Below are 15,122 nucleotides of genomic sequence, written 5' to 3' on the forward strand. Positions count from 1 at the left end.
CACTTCGGAGAACCTCGACGTCATGAGCAGAGACGCCAGTTCTCAGGCGAACGGCACTATCCCGACCGGCAGCACCATCGAGGTGCCGCCCGTCGAGGGCCTGTCCGTGGCGCAGACGTGCGGCCGGGCCTGCGTGTGGTGCGCCGTCGTCCTCACCACGGAGAACGCCGTCGAGCTCGGCACACGCTCCGAGCGACGGTTCGACACCGACTTCGTCTGGTTCCCCCGCGGCTGCCGCCTCTGCGCCGAGCCACACGCCTACGGCGCACTCCTCGACCACATCCAGAGCTGCGAGCAGTGCAACGACGAGACCGGCCGATGCGCAGAGGGCAAGGCGCTACGCCAGGCCCTGAAGGAGGTGCGGCGATGAGCGGAGGGTTCTGCTGGCGCTGCGACCAGCCGATCAAGCCGGGGCAGCCAGTCGAGACCTACGCGAAGGTCTCCATCTCGGCGGGCGGCAGGATCGTCACCATGCACACGAAGTGCCCGAAGCGGCCGGCCTACGTCCGCCGCACGCCCCGGTAAGCCGCCGGCCGTGGCCCCGTAGGACAGCCCACGGCATGGGAAGGAGCGGCTCGCCCAGTAGGAACTCATGGGGGCGGGCCGCTCATCATCTGCCACCGAGCAGAGGCGAAGACCATGACCAGCCCGGAACACCGCCCCCTGCTGGACGAGCCAGAGGCCCCGGACCTGACTCTCGTGTCGTGTCCGCCGTGCCTGCAGCAGATCCTGAGCGGCCGAACCTGTGGGCCGAACACCTGCAGCATGACGTCCACCCTCGCCATCGACGGCGGGCGCCTCATCATGGGCACCGTGGAGGATTGCCCCTGCCACTGCCTCGTGCGCGGGGTGGAGAGCGAAGCGCTGCAGGTGGCCCGCGCAAAGGCCCGTCGCGCTGGCGGTCACGGCTTCGACGACCCCGCCCGCCCCGTACCCCGTAGCTCCAGGAGCGGGCGGCACCAGCCCCGGCCGGGCATGTCCACCGGCCGGGGCTCCTCCATTTCAGGCACTGACCAGGTCACAATGCGGCACATGGATGTGTGGCTACCAGCGATCTTTGGACTGATCGGTGCGGGCATCGGCTCCGGGGCTGCGATGTGGGGCGTCCGCAAGACGGCTGCCGTCGCGCTCGAACAGGCCCAGCGCATGGAGCGGCACGGCAACAGGCAGTGGGTGCGCGATAGACGGCGCGAGGCCTATTCGACTCTCCTGGACGTCGTCGACAGGACGATCGAAGCCGAGTACAGACTTGGGGCCATGCGCGAGGACGTCGAGACACCTCCCCAGGAATTGCTGGACCCGGTCATCGCACTGGTTAGCGAAATCGCTTCGGCGAAGGCGAGGGTTGATCTTGCTGGCCCGCGTTCGGTACGTGAGGCAGCCGATGAGCTGGACGCGGCTACAAGCGAAGCGATCTCAGCTTGGGCTGCCGAAGGGCCGCTGACCACAGAGCGCATTCAGCGCGCCCACGCTGCCATCAATCGCCAAGGGGTTGCATACTCGGCCTTCCGCAACGCAGCGTCAGTCGAGCTCGGCTTTGAGGATGAATCAGTGGCCACCTAGGTCGATTCCCGTATCAGCTACAGAGCGCAACCGGAGATTAGAAGCGTCACAAACGAACTATGGGGTTACCGATCTCGGGTTGTCAGAGCTTCGTCACGGCGTGGAGTACATCCAGTCGCAGCAGCTGAAGGCTTTCCTAGCCGAGAAGAGTGGCAGCTAGTCGGGGGCGATGTCCTGTGCGCGCAGCGCATGGTCACCGAGGCTTCCCGCGGGAAGCCCGCCTCGAGCCACTGGTGCCCGTTCAAGCAGTGCATGCGGGATGGGTCTTGGTCGAAGAGGTAGCTGTCGTACTCGGCGGGCAGACCCATCGTCGCCCCGAACGACGGGTACGCCACGGCCGCGCCTGACTGGCCGCAGGCGCCTTCGGGTAGGTGGTCCAGCCGATGAGCCGAGGACGGTCCAGCGCGGCACTCAGCGGCGCCATGAGGGTCAGAAAGTTGAGGTCGACGGCGAGCGCGTTGCGCAGCATCGTGGCTTTGAGGAGCCGGGGGAGACGGGCTGCCGCTCGCGGAGAGGGCCGCAGCGTGACCTGGCTTGTTGCCTGGCCACCCACCCAGCCACCCACCCAGGCGGTACGATCCGACTGTCAACCGTGAACTCATCTGGATTCAGATCTGCGAACTCAGACGAGAAACCGGCGAGAGCAGGAGGCCGTGATGAGCAGCGAGCCGTGGACCATCGAGTCCATCCGTGACGCCCTCGGCAACCCTGCCCTCGCCCAACGCTTCCTCAGCGAGATCAACAAGGCGCCCGCGCACGAACTCCTCGGCGTCTTCGCCAAGTGGGAGCGCATCGCCAAGGACACCCTCGCCGCCGTCGAACGCGGCCGCGAGCTCGCCGCCTACGATGCCTGCGGTGAGCAGCCTCCCGGTGAGTGGATCGACGCCACCGACCGCGTCCTCGCCGAAGCCGAACAGGCACGCGCCCGCGGCGCGGCCTGACATCCCAGAACCCGCACACGCAGCGTCGCGAATTGGCTACGCTGCATGCACGGAGACCGACCCGATCACTGCGGCACTCAAGGGACACGTATGTCCGTGATCGATTAGAAGGGTCGGCTCATGTACCGACTGAAGTACGACCCAGGGGTCGAAGCAGTCCACGACGCGCTCCCCCCAGAGGCCAGCGAGCAACTCAGCATCACGCTCGCCGCCGCCTGCCACGACCCCCTCGGCGCCACACAGCCCTACGGTGACGTCGAAGACGACGTCATGCGCATGGCCGTCACCGAGCACGTCTTCGCCGTTCTGCTCCTCGGTCACACGCTGAATACCGTGACCGTCTTACAGATCAACTACCTCGGCTAGCGCCCGGCCTCGACGCGCACCCCAGAGCCCCAAGGATCATCCTGGAAGAGCGGGTCCAGGAGGTCGCCATGGGCGCAGAGGCATGGCAAGCGTGGATAGCCGGGGCGGCCGTGGTGCTGGCCGGTATAGGTCTCTTCATTGGACTCCGCTCCGCGGCGCGAGCCCGTCTGCGTGAGCTCGAGAACGTCTACTTCGAGCGCTACTGGAAGATCATCGACCAGCTCGATCACGCAGCCCTGACAGCGCAGCAACCCAGAAGCTCACGCCGACGCATCCGCTGTTGCGTCCACGGCGACCCCGCCCCAGACGCCGTCTCCGCCGACCCAGCAATCCGCAGAACCTGCGTGCTCTATCTCCGCCTCTGCGAAGACGAACTCCGTCTCCGCGAATCGGGGCTCGTCAGCGCAGACACGTGGTGCGCTTGGAAGAAGGGCATGGCCTACCAGCTCCGGGTATGGCCGGTGCGCGGTGAGTGGAAAGCCGTCCGTGGAACACAAGGCGGATCCGCCGGAAGCAAGAGCAGGCAGTACAGGCTGCTGAGACAGTGCGAGCCCATCTTCGATGGCGACGAGATGAAAGATCCCATCTCATTCGATCGGTGGCGGGACCGCACCTACTGTCGGTGGCGAGGGGCCACTCGGTCCAAGAAGGCAGAGGAACGGCGTCGGCAGCGGCGCAGCGTCCGGAAGTAGCGCGAGCCGCCGGGTGGTAGTGCGCTCCGGCACGTGCGCCAGGTATGTGCCACCCGATGGCCGGTTTGCCCGCTTGTCGCCAATTCAACCGGGCCCCACTCTGACCAGGTCAGCTGACGACCACAGGGGGCCCATGGCGATCTTCGGCAACGACAACGCAGACCTGCTACGGCAGGCAATCGGCCAGCTCGGACAGATCGGCGCCGACCTCGCCGCCCTCAAACAGCAAGTTTCCGACCAGCAGCTCGCCATCGACCAGATCCGGCAGGACACCACCGCCGCCCTCAACAGCGGCCTCACCGAGAACCGGGCCGTAATCCGCGACGGCCTCGCCCGCACCCACGACACGATCGGTGACCCACTCACCCGCATCAGCACCGAACTCGTCGCCATCCGCGGCGGCATCAGCCAGCTCGACAGCCAAGCCAAAAGCGCGGCAGCAGCTCAACCAGTCTCGCTGGAACACGAACCTGACACCGAGTCGACGCCCGCCCAAGACCGGAAGCCCGAAGCGGCGCCACCAGCAGAAGCGGGCACGGCAGACGAAGCCATCCTCCGTGCCGCAGCCGGCATCTCCGCAGCCACCCTCCAAGCCCACCGCGACACCTGGGAATTCCTCGTCAAACACGCCGGACCCGACCAGCACTTCCACGTCCCCGGCGCCGTCACCATCCAGAACGGCGCCGTCACCGCAGCCGTATCAGGACCGAGCCTCGTAGCCGCCATCACCAGCCTCGACGAAGTCAGCCGAACCGGAGACACGCCCGGCACCCGCGCCATCGCCGCACACCTCCACAAACGGCTCACCGACACCGTCCGGGCCATCGTCGAAAACCCGCACCAAGGCCAAGGTGCCGAACCCGTCACCGTCGTCATCGACGACAGGGCCGCCGCCGAAAGCGGCAGTGGCGGGTACGAAGCAACTGATCGCGACTAGGACACGACAGCGCCCCCGCTCGGAGATCGGGCGGGGGTCTTCGTGCGTGCGTGATCAGTGCGGCAGCGCTTCATCCAGGTACGCCTGAACCGGCCCGAACAGGCCCCCCGGCACCAGCTGCGGAATCCCGTCGAGACGCACCCAGGCGACCTCCGCCACCTCCCGCGGAGACGCCGCACGAGCCTCACCTGACAGCCACCGACACGCCACGTACACGACCCGCCGCCCCGACGTCGGATGCAGCCGCTCACCGATCACCGACAGCGGCTCTGCGACGACACCCGCCTCCTCCAACGCCTCCCGGGCAGCCGCCTGTTCGGACGCCTCGTCCGGCTCCACTTTTCCAGCAGGGAACTGCCAGAGCAGCGAAACCTCAGCGACACGGCGTCGGATCAGCAGCACGCGGCCGTCATGCACGATCACTGCGGCGGCGATCGTCGGCTCCACGCGTAACCTCAACTCTCCCTCCGAGAAGCGCCGTTCACGATATGCTGCTGCCCACACGCGGTCATCATGCCGCCATGAGCGACAGCGACAACGGCGTGAAGAAGATCCCCGCCAAAATCTGGATATGGGGCGGACTCGGCACCGCCGCCCTCATCGCAGCCATCATCTGGGCCCCTTGGTACTTCGAAGGCCAGCACGTCCGAGATGGCAGCCTCGCGTCCTCCGCCGGGATCATCATCACTGGGCTCCGCACCGCCTTCATCGCCGTCATCGCCGGCGCCATCGGAGGGCTCGGCCTCTGGTACACGCACCGCAACCACAAGCTCGCTCGAGAGCAATTCGAGGAAAACCAGGTGCAGTTCGCCCGCCAATATCACCAGGCGCAGCAAGAGTACGAGCTGGCACATCAGCAGTTCCTTCTGGTGCAGAACCAGTTCAAGCACACAGAGAAGCAGTTCGAGTACGAACAGGAGAAGGACCGGGCGTCGGCAGAGCAAACGAACCGAACGACGACCACCGACGACTACGTGACATCCATCAAGCTGCTGGGAAGCCAGAACCTCCCAGAACGGCTCGGTGCCATCTACGGCCTCCAACGCATCGCGAGAGACTCACCTGAGGACCGAGACAGGATCAGGCAGGTGCTTACAGCCTTCTTCAATCATCGGGTTTCTGAGCAAGCTGACGCTGCCCGCAGCGGAGCCAGGTACACAGCCGAGGACATGGACGCGGCCCGCCGCGTGGCCCACGAGCTCGGCGAGGGCGGCACGCCAACGGGTGGATAGCTGGCGCCGACCGACAACCCGGCGCACAGCTTCAGGTGGGCGCCCCACCCGGAACGGCAGGGCGTCAGTGGCCTACACCAGCGGGTCGGCGTGCAGGAGCGCCTCGAGCTGGACGTTGACGGCCTCGGCGAGCGCGTCCGCCAGGTCGACGGGTACGGGGACGTGGCCCTGTTCTGTGCGATAGATCGTCCACTGGGACTTGCCGACGGCTGCGGCGAGTTCGGGGACGGTGAGGCCCGCGGAGCGGCGGGCGGAACGCAGGGCGGGACCACTGAAGGAGCGCGGCACGGGGCATCCCAGGGCGTGGGCAGCGAGCGGGAGTCGAGGTCTCCGTCCGGTCTCGCATCACGCTGCGGCTACGGCATCACGTTGCTTCGCCCACCGACGCCGCTCACCTTCGTCCCCGCGGAGCATCACGCTCGAGTCCGCCTCCCGGCGGGCTGGGACCTTGGCTGTACGGCTAACGCATCCTCGGTGGCAGGATACGCCAACTACCTCAGCTTGAACATGGGTTCAAAGGTGCACCTTGGGTTACGCCTTTGAATCCTTACGCTAGGTGATGGTCATGGAGATAAGACAACGGCGCACCCCGCCAGATGAGTTCGGGCCCATGCTGCGCTGCGCCCGCGAACGAGCAGGGATCGGGCAGCGGGAAGCGGCTCGGCTGGTCGGTGTGAGTCAGGGGTACCTGTGGCTGCTCGAGGCCGGTCGGCGGGTCCCGTCGGTGGCCGTCGCTGAGGTGCTCGCCACGACGCTCGCTCTCACGACCTAGGAGTGCGGGCAGCTTCGTGCGGCGGCTGTCGAGGACGCCGGGCGCAGCGGCTCAACCCGCGGTGCGGCGTAACGAAATGCGTAACGGAAAGGGTCCAACTGGACCGGACACTTCGTCGTTGCAGCTGTCAGCGCTTCCAGCGCTCGAGGGCGACTTCTTGCTTGGTCAGGAACCCCTCCATCGCTCGCGACAGTGGCCCCTGCACGAGGAAGTCGTCGCCATAGGCGGCCTCGAGGTCGTTCCACGCGTAGTCCATGAGGCGCTGGCCGCGCTCGAAGGGGTGCAGCCAGATCCAGTCCAGCACTCGCTGCCCCTTCACGACCGACAGGCCCGCAGCGCCAGCCGCGATCGGGAAGGTGGCCAAGCTCGCGTTCTGAGCGTCGAACAGGACGACCTCGGCCTCGTTGAGCCGGCCGTAGAAGTCGACGCGCTCGGCAGAGAACGGGGGGAAGTCGAAGCGCAGTTCGCGGCGGAAGCACTTCCCGAACGCCTCGACGATCCGGCGCAACTTCATGTCGTCCGTCGCTCGGATCATGGTGTGCCCGTAGTTCGGCTTGTCGACGTGCAGCAGCGGATACATCTTGATCGTCGTTCGCTCCTGCGCCCCGTCCTTGCCGGGCCAGAAGCTGTCCCGTTCGGTGCGGCGCTCGGCCAGGACCGCCCGGCGGTCCTCGGGGGACAACTCATCGAGAGGCATGGGGCTTCTCCCTACTCCTGGTCGTCGTGTTCGGCCAACCGCTCGGCGATGCGGGCGGCGATGCCGTAGCCGGGGCTGCTGTCGAGGCGCCCCTGCTTCTGGTCGTACAGCTGGGTCGTGCGCGGGTCCTTGTGGTCGGCGAAGTCCTGCACGTCATGCAGCTTTGCGCCGGGCGCGGCGAGCGCGTGTGTCACCGCGTCGTGCTTGAGAACGTGAGGGTGGAAGGCGGCCGCGTTCTTGATTCCTGCCTTGTCGGCGAGCCGACGGACCAGCGTCCACACGTACTTGGGGTCGAGCGGCCGCCCGGTGCTGGTCTGGAACAGAGGGCCCTCGGTGCGGCCGTCGAGGTATAGGTCGATGGCGTGCCCGGCAGCGGGCGGGACGGCCTTGCGTTTGCGTCGGCCGCCCTTGAGGCGGACGTCCAGCGTGCGGTGCCCCTTGTCGTACCCGAGGTCTTCCACGCGGGCGCTCAGCGCGGAGTCGAGGCGCAGGGCCATCGAGTACATGGTGAGGAGTAGGGCGTAGGCGCGCGGCGAGTCGTCGCGCGCCGCGGCGAGCAGTAGCGCCGACTCCACCTCGGTGGAGCCGCGGGTCGTCGAGTCTGCCTGCTCGAGGTCGGGACGGTTCACCAGCTCGAACGGGTCGGAGCCCTCGCGGCGGGCGCGCACCGCATACGCGTGGAAGGACGAGCAGGCTGACAACAAGTTCGCGCGGGCGCTGTCGGACCGGGGCGGACCGACAGGCTCCTTCTGCCCGCGCTTGCCGCCCTTGACGGATTTCATGGTCGGCGCGGTCTCGAGGTAGCGGGAGAACGCCTCGGCGAGCGGGAAGTCCGCCTCGAGCGGGTGGCCGGCCCTGCGCCGCGCGTACTGCTCCCAGACGCGGAACTGGCGGATGTAGGTGCTGCGAGTGTTGGGAGTCTTCTGCCGGGCGATCCAGGCGCCGGCGAGCGCGGGCAGCGGGTCACCCTGCGGGTAGTGCGCGGCGAGCTCGCTGGCGAAGTCGAGAGCTTCCTTGGGCCAGTCGTCGGCCGCGCTGCGGACCGGGGTGTCGAGAACAGCGTCGGGGCGGATGGCTATCTCGCTCATGGTCAACTCCCGGTGAAGAGCGGTGCATTGAGCCCCGCCATTCATGAGTACCACATAACAGTGATTATGTGGTGGCGAGTTGACCGCCTAGTGGGAAGCCGCGGGGTGCTCTCAGACGTCGTTGTCAGCGGTGTGGCGTAGCGTTGAGCCGTCAACTATTCGTGCCGCATGGCTGCTTGCGCGGATGCACCGATGCCCCGCCCGATGGACAGCGCCAAGGGCGGGGCGTCGTATTGCCTGGTGTGCCACATCTGTGCCAGCACGGCTATCAATCCGCAGGTCAGAGGCGGGCAACCGCACCCCCCATATGCGATTAGAGGGTCACCTCAGGGCGGTGCCGTCATCTGTTCCGTGGAGCTCGAGCATCCGTGGCTCGGTCGCCGCCCGCACCTCTGAGGCCAGAGAGGACCACCAGGTACGAGCTGCGTCGAGCATCTCGGCCGCGAACATGTCGACCATGAGATCCAGACCGTCACTGGTCGGGTTCCGGTGGTTGCTGTTGCCCTTCTCTCCAGGGACGTAGAAGTGGAATTTCTCGAGCGCTTCCCTCGTGCTCTGGCCTTAGGGTCAGACGGCGGGCGGTGGCCCGTCATCCTCCGTCGGCTGCCAGCCGGCGCGGGTGCGCAGCCGGTCCTGGTGCTGCTCGGCCGCGCTGCGCGTCGACAGCTCGATGACATCCGGCTCAGGCTGCCCTAGGGCGCATGCGGCGAGGCGCTCCGCGGCCGTCGTCTTCCTGGTCTTCTTCTCAGGCATCGACGTCTCCTTCTCCCTGCATCGACTCGGCGAGCGAGCTGACCGTGAGCGGGACCGGGCGGCGAGGCCCATGCAGCGGGCGGCGGCGAGCTCCTCGCGGCAGCACGCCTACCGGTTGATGGAGCAGCTGGGACTGCGGTGGGTACGTCTGTACGACGCGCGGCATGCGGTCCTGAAGTACCTGGCGGTCAACGGCGTGCCGGACGTGATCCTGGCGGCGTGGGCAGGTCACACGAACGCGGCTTTCACGAAGGCCAGGTACGTCGCCCCGGATGCGGAGGATCTCCGCTCGGCCGCCGATGCTCTTGACGGCCTCCATGGTGTGGGTTGAGGGAGCGTAGAAAATGATCTATTGATCGCCTGCCTGCGGGGCATCTGACCTGCGCATTGTTGCCACGCCGCAGATCCATGGCTCGATTCTGATCCTGTGTGCCCTTCACTGCCCGGTATGCGACTTTCGCCCGCTGCGCCTAGCGTGACGGCATGGGTGGTGAAGCGCATGGCCGGTAAAGCGGTGGAGCTCGACGCGGGCGGCCGGACGGTACGGCTCTCCAGCCCGGACAAGATCGTCTTTCCGGAGCGGGGCTTCACCAAGCTGGACGTCGCCCAGTACTTCATCGCGGTCGGCGACGGGATCGTCCGCGCCCTGCGGGACCGCCCCACGACACTCCAGCGCTTCCCGGAAGGCGTCACCGGCGAGTTCTTCTACCAGAAGCGCGCCCCCAAGAACCTCCCCGACTGGATCCCCACCGGAACCATCGCCTTCCCCAGCGGCCGCGCCGCCGACGAGATCTGCCCCACGGAGATCGCCGCCGTCGTCTGGGCCGCCCAGTTCAACACCCTCACCTTCCACCCCTGGCCGGTACGCCGCGACAACCCCGACCACCCCGACGAACTCCGCATCGACCTCGACCCGCAGCCCGGCACGGACTACGCGGATGCGGTACGCGCGGCGCACGAACTCCGGTCTGTCCTTGATGAGTTCGGGCTGCAGGGGTGGCCAAAGACGTCCGGCGGGCGCGGCATCCACGTCTTCGTGCCGATCGAGCCTCGGTGGAACTTCACCGGCGTACGGCGGGCCGTGATCGCCTGCGGACGTGAACTGGAGCGGCGCATGCCGGACGCGGTCACCACCGCGTGGTGGAAGGAAGAGCGGGGCGAGCGGATCTTCGTCGACTTCAACCAGACCGCCCGCGACCGCACCATCGCCTCCGCCTACTCGGTCCGCCCCCGGCCGAACGCGCCCGTGTCGGCGCCCCTGCGCTGGGACGAGATCGACGACGCCGTCCCGCAGGACTTCGACATCGCCTCGATGCCGCACCGGTATGCCCAAGTGGGCGATGTGCACGCGGACATGGAGAAGCACGCCTTCTCGCTCGACGCGCTCCTCGAACAGGCCGATCGGGACGAACACGACCGGGGGCTCGGCGACATGCCGTACCCGCCCGAGTACCCGAAGATGCCGGGCGAGCCGAAGCGGGTACAGCCGAGCCGGGCCAAGCACGAGGAGTGACCCGGCCATGATCTGCCGGACAGGCCGGACATGAGCCGCCGGACAGGCCCTAGTCCGTGAAGCTCGTCAGGGTCCCGCCGAGGGACTCCCAGCCCGTGACGCTCGGCCCCCACGCCTTCCCGTCCCACCACTTGTGGTGAAGAGCGGAGTCCGTGCCCGTGAGGAACAGGTCGAGGCGGTTGGGCTCCCAGGAGACGGCCGCCGGTGGACTCGTGCAGATGCCGCCGAGGGATTCCCAGCCCTTGACGCTGGGGCCCCAAGCCGTGCCGTCCCACCACTTGTGGTGGAGCGCGGAGTCCGTGCCGACCACGAAGAGGTCGAGGCGGTCGGTGCCCCAGGACACAGCGGTGGGTGTGCCCTGGCAGATGCCGCCGAGGGATTCCCAGCCCTGCACGCTGGGTCCCCATGCGTTCCCGTCCCACCACTTGTGATGGAGCGCAGAGTCCGTGCCGACCACAAAGAGGTCCAGTCGGTTCTGCCCCCAGGACACTGCGGTGGGTGTGCCCTGGCAGATGCCGCCGAGGGATTCCCAGCCCTGCACGCTGGGTCCCCATGCGTTCCCGTCCCACCACTTGTGGTGCAGCGCGGAATCCGCGCCGACCACAAAGAGGTCGAGTCGATTGGCGCCCCAGGACACCGCTACAGGCTTGCTCGTACAGATTCCGCCGAGGGATTCCCAGCCCTTGACGCTGGGGCCCCACGCGCTGCCGTTCCACCATTTGTGGTGGAGAGCGGAGTCGGTGCCGACGACAAAGAGATCGAGGCGGTCGGGCCCCCAGGAAACCGCTTCGGGCGCACTGGTGCAGATTCCGCCCAGGGATTCCCAACTCGTGACGCCGGGCCCCCACGCGTTGCCGTCCCACCACTTGTGGTGAAGCGCCGAATCCGTCCCGATGACGAACACGTCGAGGCGGTCGTGCGCCCATGCGAGGGCCGTCGGGGGACTGGTGCAGATGCCGCCGAGGGATTCCCAGTTCTTGATGCCGGGGCCCCACGCGTTGCCGTCCCACCACTTGTGGTGAAGAGCGGAGTCCGTGCCGATCCCGAACACGTCGAGCCGGTCCGACTCCCACGACACCACGGGCCCGGAGGCCGGCGAAGGACCGTACAGCGCGTGCACGGCGGCGATGTCGTCCGTGCTGAGCCCCGAGCGCTGACCGATGGTGACGCCCTGCACGGACGGCACGATGGTGTCCTGGCCGTTCTTCGAGAAGGCGTCCCGCGGGTAATGCATGATCGAGCCGTAGTCGTAGGCGCCGACGTCGTCGCCGTCCGTGATGTGCTGGTCGAAGTTGTGCTCGAAGCCCTGGGTGATGTTGGCCCAGACGATCGTGACGAACGTGTCCCTGTCCTCACGGCTCTGCTCGTGCCACAGGCCGATCGCGTGCCCGATCTCGTGAATGCAGTTTCCCGTCGTGCAGCCGCTCGCGAGCGTGATGCTCTGCGATCCGCCCTGCCGGCCCACGAACGAGGAACAGCCACCGCCCGGCACGAACCGGACGAAGTCCGGGAACTGCGCCTGGTTGGCGGGCGTGCGCTGCACGAAGCGCATCCGGGTACGGGACTGCCAGTGCGCGATCGCGTCGGTCACCCGCTGCTGGTTGGGCAGGGAGGAGTCGATCTCGAACGGCACCAGAGCGTTGGCCCACCGGAATTGCTTTCCGCTGATGGCGACCGCCGACTGCGGAACCTTTCCCTCGGACTCCGCCTTCAGTTCCGAAGTGCGGCGCTCCACATCCGCCACCGTGCCGAGCACGATGTCGCCCTCGAAGACCGCGAGTCCGTCGATGTTCACGTACTGGACCGGCTTGGTCTGGAAAGTGGCGCCGTCGATCAGACCGGTCTTCACATCACGCGAGGACCGGAATTCACCGTGTCCCTCACCCGCAACTCGCGACTCGGAAGCAGACATCCCGTTCTCCCCTCGCCTTTTTTCTCCCGCCCTGCCACAAAGGGCGCTATTTTGCGGAAAGTAGTGGCGGACGTGGAGACCAACAAGGGCTGGGCGAGCGTATGCGCAACGTAGAAATCGCTGTCCGTCTCGCGCCGGGGACGAAGGCGCCGCAGGGCGCGGTGACCCTGCGCGTGCAGGTCGAGGAGATCACCGCCGCGGACGCGCCGGCGCGCGTCGTGTCCCGCGTGGTGCAGCGGGGCGTCGACCTCGCTGACGCCCCGCACCTCACCCTGGAGGTGCCGCCTCCCGACCCCCGGGCCCGCTACACGGTCCGCGTCCACGCCGACGTCGACGGCTCCGGTGCCGTGGCTCCCGAGGACTTCGTCTCGGTGCGGAGCAATCCGGTGCTCACGCACGGCAGTCCGGACTCGGTGGCCGTGGAGGTGACTTCGGTCCGGTGAGTACGTCAGTCCGGTGAGTACGTCGGTTCGGTGCGTCAGCGCTCCAGCGCGGCCGCCACGCGGCGGCAGTCCTGGAGCAGCTGCTCGTCCGCCACGACGTCGTAGCGCATATTGCCCTCGGCGCCGTAGTTGTTGTGGCGGCGGGTCGAGGCGAGCTCCCGGCGGACGAGAGGGAGGGCGGGGAGCGCGGCCGGGCCCATCTCCAGCAGACAAGCCGCCGTCGACGGACGGGTGGTGGGAGTCGCCGTCCATGCCTCGAGCAGGACGGGCAGCACCTCCTGCGCATCGGCGCGGATCCGCCAGAGGGCGGCAGCCACCAGCCCTTGCTGCTCCTGTGCCGTCAGCAGGCCGCGCAGGCACGGGACGAGGGTAGCCGCATCGGAGCCCATCGCGCGGGCCACGCGGAGGGCGATCTCGCGCTCGTACCAGCGGTCACCCGCAAGCACGGCGGACAGCGCGGGGACGACGGCCGCGGCCTCGCCCGTCACCGCCCAGAGAGCACTCGCCGCCTCCGCGCGGTGGCCCGAAGCGCCGTCCGACGTCAACTCCCGCAGAAGGGGCGCTGCTTCGGTCGCCGAAGGCCCGTACCGGGCGAGGGCCCGCAGCGCCGCCCACTGGGTCATACCGCCACGGTCGCCGCGCGCGGCATCGATGATCAACGGCAGCGACGCCGCCGGGGACAGGACGCCGAGCGCACCGATCAGCCGCTGACGGGACTCACCGCGCGCCGAGGGCGGCACCGCGGCGAGCCTGTCGTGCAGCAGTGGGGCGAGGCGCGCCGCTTCCGCGGGGCCGATCGCCTCCATCCAGCCCCCCAGGTTCTCCGGGACACCTCCGTCCTCAAGGACCGCCGCCAGATAGGGAACCGCCCGCGCGTCGCCCTGCAGCGCCAGTGCCTTCAAGACGCCGCCGAAGAGCGAGTCCTGCCAGTCGGCGGGGTCCCAGTCGTCCTCCCACTCGATGAGGCACGCCTCCAGGACGTCCGCCGTCACCCCGGCGATGGGGTGGACGTGGGCCAGCTCGCTCAGCGTCGCCCGGGACAACTCCTCGTCGTGCTCGACCAGTTGGCGGGCGAGCAGGGCCACCGCGAGGTCGTTCGGCGCGCGCCAGCCGGTCAGGAGCAGGCCGCTCTCCCGGACGGCCGCCATGCGCTGTCCCCAGTCCGCGGTGCACAACTGCGCGTGGAGCAGCCCGAACCGCTCCTGAGTGCGGTCGTCGAGGGCGATGTGCAGATCCCGGAGGAGGTCGTCGGCGAGGCGGGCGTCGATGCTCGCCCGGTGGGCCGCCTCCAGGTCGCGCAGATACGACACCATCGTGTCCGTCCGGGGCCGTTCGGGCTCGGCCTCCAAGGCGACGGGCCCGGTCTCCGCGGCGGCGGGCTCGGCCTCCGCGGCGGCGGGCTCGGCTTCGTGGGCGATCCGCATCACCTCGACCGCGATGTCCACGCTGTCCTCGGGCAGCAACTCGGGTGAGTAGCGGGCCAGTTGGGCCAGGGCCTTCAGGCGCAGCTCAGGGTCGGCGCCGCCCGAGGCGACCACCTCGGCGAGGCACCGGCCCGCCTCGGGGCGCAGCTCCGCGTGCTCCACGCCGAGCCTGCCGACCGCCGTCGCGAGGGAACGCACGACGTCACCGTCCCGCTCGACGTCGAGCCGCGAGCGCAGCACCGCGAACACGCGCGCGGGGTCGGCGTGCAGCTGGGTGAGGGCGCCGGGGACCGCCGCGCGCAGTCCCGGGTCGGGGTCGGCGACGAACTCCAGGAAGAACCCGGCGCGGCCCCGGATGATGGCGGCGGCGTCCACGAAGTTCGCCACCCAGGCCGCGTCCTCCTCCTCGTCCTCGAAGAGGCCGCCGATCTCCTCCGGGTCGGGCTCCTCTTCGCCCGCGATGCTGCGCAGCAGGCCCACGACCGAGCCCCGGTCCTCGACCGATGACCGGCCGACCAGGTCGAAGAGGAAGGGGATGCACGCGACCGTCGAGTCGTACACGTCCCCTTGGTGATGCACCGCCCCGTACATCCCGTCCAGCGCGACGTCCCGCTCGGCCGGGTCGGCCGACGCGAGGCCGCGCAGCAGGTCCGGCACGTCCGCGGCATCGCCGTACGCATGATTCATCGACGCCCAGTCGACGTCCTCGATCCCCGTGAACACCATGGTCAAAAGCATGCCGCACCCCACTGACAACGGTGCCCCCGCCCCGGTGGGACGAGGGCACCG

The 15,122-nt window shown here is 68.4% G+C and carries 19 protein-coding genes; 12 read left to right on the top strand and 7 right to left on the bottom strand.

Features of this window, described 5'->3' with window-relative positions; genetic code table 11:
* The first annotated feature begins 22 nt into the window (after positions 1–22).
* From OG453_RS33620 to OG453_RS33650, 7 genes are all read left to right on the top strand, one after another.
* On the top strand, positions 23–370 hold the full coding sequence (locus tag OG453_RS33620; RefSeq protein WP_266872331.1) for a hypothetical protein: 348 nt from the start codon (positions 23–25) through the stop codon (positions 368–370).
* Complete coding sequence (locus OG453_RS33625; protein WP_266872332.1) at positions 367–525, top strand: hypothetical protein; 159 nt, start codon at positions 367–369, stop codon at positions 523–525. Before OG453_RS33620 ends, OG453_RS33625 begins: the two co-directional genes overlap by 4 nt.
* Before the next feature lie 114 nt (positions 526–639).
* Positions 640–1,563 (top strand): hypothetical protein, encoded by a 924-nt coding sequence (locus OG453_RS33630; protein ID WP_266872333.1) that lies wholly within the window; start codon positions 640–642, stop codon positions 1,561–1,563.
* Between the two features lie 656 nt (positions 1,564–2,219).
* Positions 2,220–2,504 (top strand): hypothetical protein, encoded by a 285-nt coding sequence (locus tag OG453_RS33635; protein ID WP_266872334.1) that lies wholly within the window; start codon positions 2,220–2,222, stop codon positions 2,502–2,504.
* A gap of 120 nt (positions 2,505–2,624) precedes the next feature.
* Positions 2,625–2,870, top strand: a complete 246-nt coding sequence (locus OG453_RS33640; protein ID WP_266872335.1) for a hypothetical protein — start codon at positions 2,625–2,627, stop codon at positions 2,868–2,870.
* Between the two features lie 68 nt (positions 2,871–2,938).
* Positions 2,939–3,562, top strand: a complete 624-nt coding sequence (locus tag OG453_RS33645; RefSeq protein WP_266872336.1) for a hypothetical protein — start codon at positions 2,939–2,941, stop codon at positions 3,560–3,562.
* Positions 3,563–3,695: 133 nt separating this feature from the next.
* Positions 3,696–4,499, top strand: coding sequence for a hypothetical protein (locus OG453_RS33650; protein WP_266872337.1), 804 nt, complete (start codon positions 3,696–3,698; stop codon positions 4,497–4,499).
* Positions 4,500–4,553: 54 nt separating this feature from the next.
* On the opposite strand, the gene OG453_RS33655 is transcribed toward OG453_RS33650, so the two are convergent.
* Positions 4,554–4,946, bottom strand: a complete 393-nt coding sequence (locus OG453_RS33655; protein ID WP_266872338.1) for an NUDIX domain-containing protein — start codon at positions 4,944–4,946, stop codon at positions 4,554–4,556.
* A 74-nt stretch (positions 4,947–5,020) separates the two neighbouring features.
* Here OG453_RS33655 and OG453_RS33660 point away from each other — a divergent pair, with 74 nt between their 5' ends.
* Positions 5,021–5,731 carry a hypothetical protein gene (locus OG453_RS33660; protein WP_266872339.1) on the top strand — a complete coding sequence of 237 codons (711 nt, stop codon included), beginning with the start codon at positions 5,021–5,023 and terminating at the stop codon, positions 5,729–5,731.
* Between the two features lie 72 nt (positions 5,732–5,803).
* Here OG453_RS33660 and OG453_RS33665 read toward each other — a convergent pair whose 3' ends face one another.
* Complete coding sequence (locus OG453_RS33665; protein ID WP_266872340.1) at positions 5,804–6,019, bottom strand: helix-turn-helix transcriptional regulator; 216 nt, start codon at positions 6,017–6,019, stop codon at positions 5,804–5,806.
* Between the two features lie 277 nt (positions 6,020–6,296).
* Between OG453_RS33665 and OG453_RS33670 the strand changes: the two genes are divergently transcribed.
* On the top strand, positions 6,297–6,503 hold the full coding sequence (locus OG453_RS33670; protein ID WP_266872341.1) for a helix-turn-helix transcriptional regulator: 207 nt from the start codon (positions 6,297–6,299) through the stop codon (positions 6,501–6,503).
* A 127-nt stretch (positions 6,504–6,630) separates the two neighbouring features.
* Here the strand turns inward: OG453_RS33670 and OG453_RS33675 are convergent, their stop codons facing one another.
* The 3 genes from OG453_RS33675 to OG453_RS33685 all read right to left on the bottom strand — a co-directional run bounded on the left by OG453_RS33675 (position 6,631) and on the right by OG453_RS33685 (position 9,041).
* Entirely contained in the window at positions 6,631–7,200 is a 570-nt protein-coding gene (locus tag OG453_RS33675; RefSeq protein ID WP_266872342.1) for a hypothetical protein, read from the bottom strand.
* Between the two features lie 11 nt (positions 7,201–7,211).
* The gene (locus OG453_RS33680; RefSeq protein ID WP_266872343.1) at positions 7,212–8,288 is read right to left on the bottom strand and encodes a tyrosine-type recombinase/integrase; all 1,077 of its coding nucleotides are present in this window, start codon (positions 8,286–8,288) and stop codon (positions 7,212–7,214) included.
* A 567-nt stretch (positions 8,289–8,855) separates the two neighbouring features.
* The gene (locus OG453_RS33685) at positions 8,856–9,041 is read right to left on the bottom strand and encodes a hypothetical protein (RefSeq protein ID WP_266872344.1); all 186 of its coding nucleotides are present in this window, start codon (positions 9,039–9,041) and stop codon (positions 8,856–8,858) included.
* Positions 9,042–9,111: 70 nt separating this feature from the next.
* On the opposite strand from OG453_RS33685, the gene OG453_RS33690 reads away from it, so the two are divergent.
* Both OG453_RS33690 and ligD read left to right on the top strand, forming a co-directional pair.
* Positions 9,112–9,372 carry a hypothetical protein gene (locus OG453_RS33690; RefSeq protein WP_266872345.1) on the top strand — a complete coding sequence of 87 codons (261 nt, stop codon included), beginning with the start codon at positions 9,112–9,114 and terminating at the stop codon, positions 9,370–9,372.
* Between the two features lie 168 nt (positions 9,373–9,540).
* Positions 9,541–10,554 (top strand): non-homologous end-joining DNA ligase, encoded by a 1,014-nt coding sequence (gene ligD / locus OG453_RS33695; protein WP_266872346.1) that lies wholly within the window; start codon positions 9,541–9,543, stop codon positions 10,552–10,554.
* Positions 10,555–10,603: 49 nt separating this feature from the next.
* On the opposite strand, the gene legP is transcribed toward ligD, so the two are convergent.
* Positions 10,604–12,466: a Dot/Icm T4SS effector Zinc-dependent metalloprotease LegP gene (gene legP / locus OG453_RS33700; RefSeq protein WP_266872347.1), complete on the bottom strand. Its 1,863-nt coding sequence runs from the start codon at positions 12,464–12,466 to the stop codon at positions 10,604–10,606.
* Between the two features lie 101 nt (positions 12,467–12,567).
* Here legP and OG453_RS33705 point away from each other — a divergent pair, with 101 nt between their 5' ends.
* Complete coding sequence (locus OG453_RS33705) at positions 12,568–12,909, top strand: hypothetical protein (RefSeq protein WP_266872348.1); 342 nt, start codon at positions 12,568–12,570, stop codon at positions 12,907–12,909.
* Positions 12,910–12,944: 35 nt separating this feature from the next.
* Here the strand turns inward: OG453_RS33705 and OG453_RS33710 are convergent, their stop codons facing one another.
* Positions 12,945–15,059, bottom strand: coding sequence for a HEAT repeat domain-containing protein (locus tag OG453_RS33710; protein ID WP_266872349.1), 2,115 nt, complete (start codon positions 15,057–15,059; stop codon positions 12,945–12,947).
* Between the last annotated feature and the right edge of the window lie 63 nt (positions 15,060–15,122).

The sequence above is a fragment of the Streptomyces sp. NBC_01381 genome, assembly GCF_026340305.1.
Lineage (GTDB): Bacteria > Actinomycetota > Actinomycetes > Streptomycetales > Streptomycetaceae > Streptomyces.

Excerpts from the sequence above, each read along its gene's own strand:
- OG453_RS33620 (WP_266872331.1), top strand. The coding sequence starts at position 23 with ATGAGCAGAGACGCCAGTTCTCAGGCGAACGGCACTATCCCGACCGGC.
- OG453_RS33625 (WP_266872332.1), top strand. The coding sequence starts at position 367 with ATGAGCGGAGGGTTCTGCTGGCGCTGCGACCAGCCGATCAAGCCGGGG.
- OG453_RS33630 (WP_266872333.1), top strand. The coding sequence starts at position 640 with ATGACCAGCCCGGAACACCGCCCCCTGCTGGACGAGCCAGAGGCCCCG.
- OG453_RS33635 (WP_266872334.1), top strand. The coding sequence starts at position 2,220 with ATGAGCAGCGAGCCGTGGACCATCGAGTCCATCCGTGACGCCCTCGGC.
- OG453_RS33640 (WP_266872335.1), top strand. The coding sequence starts at position 2,625 with ATGTACCGACTGAAGTACGACCCAGGGGTCGAAGCAGTCCACGACGCG.
- OG453_RS33645 (WP_266872336.1), top strand. The coding sequence starts at position 2,939 with ATGGGCGCAGAGGCATGGCAAGCGTGGATAGCCGGGGCGGCCGTGGTG.
- OG453_RS33650 (WP_266872337.1), top strand. The coding sequence starts at position 3,696 with ATGGCGATCTTCGGCAACGACAACGCAGACCTGCTACGGCAGGCAATC.
- OG453_RS33660 (WP_266872339.1), top strand. The coding sequence starts at position 5,021 with ATGAGCGACAGCGACAACGGCGTGAAGAAGATCCCCGCCAAAATCTGG.
- OG453_RS33670 (WP_266872341.1), top strand. The coding sequence starts at position 6,297 with ATGGAGATAAGACAACGGCGCACCCCGCCAGATGAGTTCGGGCCCATG.
- OG453_RS33675 (WP_266872342.1), bottom strand. The coding sequence starts at position 7,200 with ATGCCTCTCGATGAGTTGTCCCCCGAGGACCGCCGGGCGGTCCTGGCC.
- OG453_RS33680 (WP_266872343.1), bottom strand. The coding sequence starts at position 8,288 with ATGAGCGAGATAGCCATCCGCCCCGACGCTGTTCTCGACACCCCGGTC.
- OG453_RS33685 (WP_266872344.1), bottom strand. The coding sequence starts at position 9,041 with ATGCCTGAGAAGAAGACCAGGAAGACGACGGCCGCGGAGCGCCTCGCC.
- OG453_RS33690 (WP_266872345.1), top strand. The coding sequence starts at position 9,112 with ATGCAGCGGGCGGCGGCGAGCTCCTCGCGGCAGCACGCCTACCGGTTG.
- ligD (WP_266872346.1), top strand. The coding sequence starts at position 9,541 with ATGGCCGGTAAAGCGGTGGAGCTCGACGCGGGCGGCCGGACGGTACGG.
- legP (WP_266872347.1), bottom strand. The coding sequence starts at position 12,466 with ATGTCTGCTTCCGAGTCGCGAGTTGCGGGTGAGGGACACGGTGAATTC.
- OG453_RS33705 (WP_266872348.1), top strand. The coding sequence starts at position 12,568 with ATGCGCAACGTAGAAATCGCTGTCCGTCTCGCGCCGGGGACGAAGGCG.
- OG453_RS33710 (WP_266872349.1), bottom strand. The coding sequence starts at position 15,059 with ATGGTGTTCACGGGGATCGAGGACGTCGACTGGGCGTCGATGAATCAT.